The sequence below is a fragment of the Sphingomonas bacterium genome (assembly GCF_903643065.1).
In the GTDB taxonomy this organism is placed as follows: domain Bacteria; phylum Pseudomonadota; class Alphaproteobacteria; order Sphingomonadales; family Sphingomonadaceae; genus Sphingomonas.
The window spans coordinates 1-5953 of sequence record NZ_CAHJWX010000140.1 but is presented as its reverse complement, the minus strand read 5'-3'; the positions used below and the strand labels follow the sequence as shown (position 1 = coordinate 5953).

The 5953-nt window shown below is 69.8% G+C and carries 7 protein-coding genes; 4 read left to right on the top strand and 3 right to left on the bottom strand.

Features of this window, described 5'->3' with window-relative positions:
* Positions 1 to 187: 187 nt before the first annotated feature.
* On the bottom strand, positions 188 to 946 hold the full coding sequence (locus tag HUU95_RS06440) for an SDR family NAD(P)-dependent oxidoreductase (protein WP_174279362.1): 759 nt from the start codon (positions 944 to 946) through the stop codon (positions 188 to 190).
* An 87-nt stretch (positions 947 to 1033) separates the two neighbouring features.
* Positions 1034 to 1357 (bottom strand): LysR family transcriptional regulator, encoded by a 324-nt coding sequence (locus HUU95_RS06435; protein ID WP_174279361.1) that lies wholly within the window; start codon positions 1355 to 1357, stop codon positions 1034 to 1036.
* Between the two features lie 110 nt (positions 1358 to 1467).
* Between HUU95_RS06435 and HUU95_RS06430 the strand changes: the two genes are divergently transcribed.
* From HUU95_RS06430 to purU, 3 genes are all read left to right on the top strand, one after another.
* On the top strand, positions 1468 to 2889 hold the full coding sequence (locus HUU95_RS06430) for an aminomethyl transferase family protein (RefSeq protein WP_174279360.1): 1422 nt from the start codon (positions 1468 to 1470) through the stop codon (positions 2887 to 2889).
* 70 nt (positions 2890 to 2959) lie between these two features.
* Complete coding sequence (locus HUU95_RS06425; protein ID WP_174279359.1) at positions 2960 to 3859, top strand: methylenetetrahydrofolate reductase; 900 nt, start codon at positions 2960 to 2962, stop codon at positions 3857 to 3859.
* Between the two features lie 13 nt (positions 3860 to 3872).
* The gene (gene purU, locus HUU95_RS06420) at positions 3873 to 4730 is read left to right on the top strand and encodes a formyltetrahydrofolate deformylase (protein ID WP_174279358.1); all 858 of its coding nucleotides are present in this window, start codon (positions 3873 to 3875) and stop codon (positions 4728 to 4730) included.
* Between the two features lie 29 nt (positions 4731 to 4759).
* Here purU and HUU95_RS06415 read toward each other — a convergent pair whose 3' ends face one another.
* Entirely contained in the window at positions 4760 to 5677 is a 918-nt protein-coding gene (locus tag HUU95_RS06415) for a LysR substrate-binding domain-containing protein (protein ID WP_174279357.1), read from the bottom strand.
* A gap of 90 nt (positions 5678 to 5767) precedes the next feature.
* Between HUU95_RS06415 and HUU95_RS06410 the strand changes: the two genes are divergently transcribed.
* On the top strand, positions 5768 to 5953 hold a 186-nt coding region (locus HUU95_RS06410; protein ID WP_174279356.1), incomplete at its 3' end, for a hypothetical protein.

Below are 5953 nucleotides of genomic sequence, written 5' to 3'. Positions count from 1 at the left end.
GGGCCTTGCCCAGGTCGCGGACGGCACCGATCACCCGGCCGCCGCGCGCCGCCAGCGCCCGCGCGGTCTCCAGCCCCAGCCCGGACGACACGCCCGTCACCAGCATCCGCCGGCCGCCGAGGTCGACGCCCTCCAGCACCTCGTCGGCGGTGGACGCCGCATCGAATGTCCCAGTCATCGCGACGGCCTAGTTCATGATCGAGCCGCCATCCACGACGACGGTCTGCCCGGTCATGAAGTCGCTCTCCGCCGATAGCAGGAAGATGACGATGCCGTTGAGGTCCTCGGGCTGCTGGTCGCGGGGAATGCAGCGCGACTTCACCGTCATCGCCGCCAGATCGCCCGAATAATCGGGATTGTCCCCGATCGCCTCGCTCATCGTCAGCCCCGGCGCGACGCAGTTCACGCAGATGCCGGCGCTGCCCACCTCGCGCGCAACCGAGCGGGTGATGCCGAGCAGCGCGCCCTTGGACGCGACATAGGGCACCATGAACGGCGTCCCCTTGAACAGCGTGCCCGAGGCGATGTTGACGATCTTGCCATAGCCCTTGCGCTTCATCGCGGGCAGCACCGCCTTGATCATCTCGAACGTGCCGCGCACGTTGACGCGTAGCACCTGGTCGAACTCGTCGGACGACACCTGCTCGACCGGCTTGGTCCTCAGCGTCGCGAACAGCGCCGCGTTGTTGACGAGCCCGTCGACGCCGCCGAACCGCTCGATCACCGCGCCCACGAACGCGGCGACCGCGTCGGCGTCGGTGATGTCGCAGACCTGGCCGATCGCCTCGCCGCCCGCCTGCTCGACCGCGGCGACGGTGGCGGCACAGTCGAGGATGTCGCACACCGCCACTTTCGCGCCCTCGCCCGCGAGCGCGAGCGCGTAGGCCGCGCCGATCCCGCGCGCACCGCCCGTCACGATCACGCTGCGTCCGGTCAGTCTGGCCATGTCATCATCTCCATCGTCGGCGGGCTCCTACCCCGATCCCGATCGCCCGGCTAGCGGTCGGCACCGGCGGCCGACGTCACGATCGGGTCAAGGAGCTGGGTCGCCGCCAGCCGCGCGTCGGACGAGGCTGCCCGCTCCACCGACTTCCGCGCCGACCTCCGCGCCGACCTCCGCGCACGCGCGATCGAGGTCTCGCAGGGCGGCCGCCGCGCGCCGGACGAACGTCTCGCCGACCGCCGTCAGGATGGTGGCCGGCCCGTTGCGCCTCAACAGCGCCGTGCCCAGCTCGCGTTCGAGCGCGCGGATGCTGCGCACCACCACGTCGCGCGACACGCCGAGCGCCTCGGCGCCTGCCGGCAGGCTGCCCCGCTCGGCCACGGCGACGAGGTGACGGACCTGGGTCAGCTTCATCCGACGTTTCTGGCAACATCCGCGCGGAAAAGCCATCACCCCTAGCCGTGCGGGTATCCGCTATCGGCGCGACTTGCCCGACAGGCGACGCAAGACGTGAAAGGCCGAACATGAGTGACGACCGGGAATATGGCTCGCTGGAGGAACTGGTCACCTCGGTTCCCGACCTGGTCGAGTATTTCGCCAACAACGCCTCCTCGCCGCACGCACGCAACCGGCCCAGCGCCTCACCGGTGCCGGCCGAGTTCAGCACCTGGCGCGACGAGCAGCATGCCTGGCGCGAGAAGGCGGTGTTGTTCGATCAGGCGCACCACATGCCCGAACTGTTTCTGCAGGGGCCGGACGCGCTCAAGCTGCTGACCTATCTGGGCATCAACAGCTTCGCCAACTATCAGCCGGGCCGCGCGAAACAATATATCTGCTGCAATCACGAGGGCCAGGTGATCGGCGAAAGCGTCCTCCATTATCTGGGTGACGACAGTTTCGAGCTGATCAGCGGCATGCAGCTGCAGGACTGGGTGACGTTCAACGCGCAGACCGGTGGCTATGACGTGACCGTGCGACGCGACCTGCAGACCGCGCAGAACCCGGGCGGGCCCGAGGGCCGCACCAATTTCCGCTTCGGCATGGACGGCCCCAATGCCGAGCACATCTTCACCGAGGTGGTGGAAGGGACGGCGCCGGAAATCCCGTTCTTCCGCACCGCGAAGGTGAAGATCGCCGGCTGCGACGTGATGGCGCTGCGCCACGGCATGGCGGGGCACAAGGGCGTCGAGCTGTCGGGCGCCTATGCCGACGGGCCCAAGGTGCGCGCCGCGCTGATGAAGGTGGGCGAGCAATATGGCCTGACCCCGGCCGGCCGGCTCGCCTATTTCAGCTCGCCCAGCGAGGGCGGCTGGTGGGCCTATCCGCTGCCGGCCGTTTACACCGATCCCAAGCTGAAGGCGTTCCGCGAATGGCTGCCCGGCACGTCCTGGGCGGCGAAGGCGCAGCTCAGCGGCAGCCTGCGCCTGCCCAAGGTCGAGGATTACTACGTCACGCCGTGGGACATCGGCGTTAACCGGCCGATGAAGTTCGACCATGATTTCGTCGGCCGCGCGGCACTGGAGAAGATGGTCGATCAGCCGCACCGGACCAAGGTGACGCTGGTGTGGAACAGGGAGGACGTCGCCGCGATCAACGCGTCGCAGGACGGACCCGACCCGTACAAGAAGATCGAATATCCGGTCGCGTCGTACGGCTTCCCTCAGGCGGACGCGGTGCGCGACGCCGATGGCCAGCTGGTCGGCATGGCCGGGTTCTGCGGCTACACCGCCAACGAGGACAATATGGTGTCGCTCGCGATCGTCGACGCCGCGCATGCGGCGGTCGGCACGGAGGTGACGCTGGTCTGGGGCGAGCCGGACGGCGGCTCGCGCAAGCCGCACGTCGAACGGCACCGGCAGATGAACGTCCGCGCGACAGTGGCGCCGGCGCCCTATGCCGCGGCGGTGCGGCGGATGAAGGCCGAGGGAATCGGCAAGGCGGCCTGATCCGCCCGCCCATGGCGGGCGATGGCGGCTGTCCCGTCCGTCGGCGGGGCTCGGCGAAAAAGGATGCGAGATGAGCGACGTAGCCAGCGAGTCGGATCGCGCCGCCAGGGTGAATGCCGCGGGGCGGCTAGTCGACGATTACTCGATCGAGATCACGCCCAAGGACGTCGCCTCGCTGCGCGATGCGGCGCCGGGGATCGCGCCGGGCACCGCCGTGTCGGTGACGTTCCTGGCCACCGACACGCTCGATCAGCGGATCGCCGCCGCCACGCAGGCGCGCGCGCTGGGGTTCGAGCCGATGCCGCATCTGTCCGCCCGCCGTATCGAATCATTGGCCGAGCTGGAGGCGACGGTGTCGCGCGCGACGGCGCATGCCGACGCGCGGCGCATGTTCCTTGTCGCCGGCGATCCGCCCGTCCCGGCCGGGCCCTTCGCCGACACGATGGCGCTGGTGCGGACCGGGCTGTTCGAGCGGCACGGCGTCCGCGTGATCGGTATCGCCGGCCACCCGGAACGCCACGCGGTGATGGACGAGGCGATGGCCTGGCGCGCGCTGGCGGACAAGGACGGCGAGATTCGGGCGCGCGGCATGACGACGCTGATCGTCACGCAGTTCGGCTTCGACGCCGCGCCCTTCCTCGCCTGGCTGACCGAGTTGCGGTCGCGCGGCATCGACGCGCCGGTGCGGATCGGCGTGCCGGGGCCGGCGGGGATCAAGACGCTGCTCCGCTTCGCGGCGACGTGCGGCGTCGGCGCGTCGGCGAGCGTGATGGCCAAATACGGGCTGTCGATCACCAAGCTGCTCGGCACCGCCGGCCCCGATCGGCTGATCGAGGCGCTCGCCGACGGCATCGAGCCGGCGCATGGCGACGTGCGGCTGCACTTCTACCCGTTCGGCGGCGTCGGCAAGACGATGACGTGGATCAACGACTATCTGGCGGCGACCGACCCGGCGCGACGCCGTCACTGATGAAGGAAGCGTGATGAAGGAGGTCTGCACCCTCAGCCTGTCGTGCGAGGACCGTCCCGGCCTGGTCGCCGACGTGGCCGGGTTCATCGCCGCGCGCGGTGGCAACATCGTCGACGCGCAGCAGTTCGACGATCGCAGCAACAACCGTTTCTTCATGCGCGTGCTGTTCGAGATGGGCGAGAGCCCGCCGCCGGTTGACGAGCTGCGCCGGCTGTTCACGCCGCTGGCGGCGGAGCGCGGCATGGATTGGCGGCTACGCGCGCCCGGCCATCGCCAGCGGGTGCTGATGATGGTCAGCAAATTCGATCACTGCCTGGGCAACCTGCTCTATCGAATGCGGATCGGCGAGATGCCGATGGACGTCGTCGGCATCGTCTCCAACCACCCGCGCGCGGCGCTGCACTCGATGGTCGGCGACATCCCGTTCCACTATCTGCCCGTCACCCCGGCGACCAAGCCCGAGCAGGAGGCGGCGGTGAAGCGGATCGTCGAGGAGACCGGGACCGACCTGGTGGTGCTGGCGCGCTACATGCAGATCCTGTCGGACGACATGTCGGCCTATCTGTCGGGCCGCTGCATCAACATCCATCACAGCTTCCTGCCCGGCTTCAAGGGCGCCAAGCCCTATCACCAGGCGCATGCGCGCGGCGTGAAGATGATCGGCGCGACCGCGCACTACGTCACCGGCGACCTCGACGAAGGCCCGATCATCGCGCAGGACGTCGAACCGATCAGCCATGCCGACACGCCCGACGATCTGGTGCGCAAGGGTCGCGACATCGAGCGCCGCGTGCTCGCCGCCGGCGTCGCCTATCACCTGGAGGACCGGGTGCTGCTCAACGGCGCAAAGACCGTGGTCTTCCGGCATTGAGCGACGGCGGACGCGACCCCCTGCGCCGGTCAGTCGCGGGCGGCGGTCGCGTCCGGCTGGTTCATCGCCGCGCGATGCAGGAGATCGCTCAGATACCGCGCCGCCGGCGTCAGCGGCAGCGTCGCCCTGCTGACGATGGAGATGCCGGGCGCGGCGAGCCGGTCGGCGAGGTCGATCGGCGCGAGCAGCCCGGTGACGCGCGCGAAGCCGAGCCATTGCTGCGGCAGGATGGTGAGCAGGTCGGAGGACGACGCCACGGTGATCGTCGACAGCGCCGTCTGCGTGCGCACCGCGACGACGGGCGCGGGCAGGCCACGTTCCTCGAACAGGGGGCGCAGGTCGATGTCGCCGCCGGCGATCGCCGACGTCATCACCCACTCCGCCGTCACCAGCTCGTCCAGCGATCGGGCGGCGCCGAGCGGATGACCCTTGCGCCCGATCACGACGCGGTAATTGTCGAACAACGGCTCGATCTTGATCGCGCCGCCCGGCGCGCGCGTCGCCATCGGCCCGACATAGAAGTCGATCGAGCCGTCGCGGATGCCCGCCTCCAGCGCGGGGAACAGGCTCTCGATGATATGCAGCTTGACGCGCGGGAACCGCCGCCGGAACGGGCCGATCGCGCGCGGCAGCAGCGCGACGTGCGCGGCGCTGGACAGGCCGATCGATACCTCGCCGATGTCGACGCCGACCTGTTGCAGCGCTTCCTCGCGCGCGCGCTCCAGTTCGCGCCGGGCCGCGTCGCCCCGCGTCGCGAACGTCCGGCCGGCCTCGGTCAGTGCCATGCCGCCGATCGAGCGATCGAACAGCCGGACGCCGAGCTCGTCCTCCAGCTCGCGGATGCTGCGGCTCAACGCCGGCTGCGACAGGCCCAGCCGGCGCGCGGCGCGACGCAGGCCGCCGGTCTCGGCGATCGCGGCGAGATCGCGCAGCTGGGTCAGTTTCATGCCTGCCCTCGCTCTCCCGTCGTCATGCCGCCGATGGCCCTTCGGCGGGGCGGCGCGTTGTTCTCCCGATGATGCAAGAGGTTCGTCCACATGGCAAATGATCAACGCCACCCGACCGTCGCCGTCGACACCGGCGACGATTTCGTGTTCGACCCCGACGCGGTGGTGCTCACGCCCGGAAGCCTGATCGGCGGCGAGATCGTCGCCGGCGATGGCGAGACGTTCGAGGTCGTGCGGCCGTCTGACGGCCGGACCCTGCACGCCGAACGGGGCGCG

Coding starts and splice junctions, on each gene's coding strand:
- HUU95_RS06440 (WP_174279362.1), bottom strand. CDS start 946: ATGGCCAGACTGACCGGACGCAGCGTGATCGTGACGGGCGGTGCGCGC.
- HUU95_RS06435 (WP_174279361.1), bottom strand. CDS start 1,357: ATGAAGCTGACCCAGGTCCGTCACCTCGTCGCCGTGGCCGAGCGGGGC.
- HUU95_RS06430 (WP_174279360.1), top strand. CDS start 1,468: ATGAGTGACGACCGGGAATATGGCTCGCTGGAGGAACTGGTCACCTCG.
- HUU95_RS06425 (WP_174279359.1), top strand. CDS start 2,960: ATGAGCGACGTAGCCAGCGAGTCGGATCGCGCCGCCAGGGTGAATGCC.
- purU (WP_174279358.1), top strand. CDS start 3,873: ATGAAGGAGGTCTGCACCCTCAGCCTGTCGTGCGAGGACCGTCCCGGC.
- HUU95_RS06415 (WP_174279357.1), bottom strand. CDS start 5,677: ATGAAACTGACCCAGCTGCGCGATCTCGCCGCGATCGCCGAGACCGGC.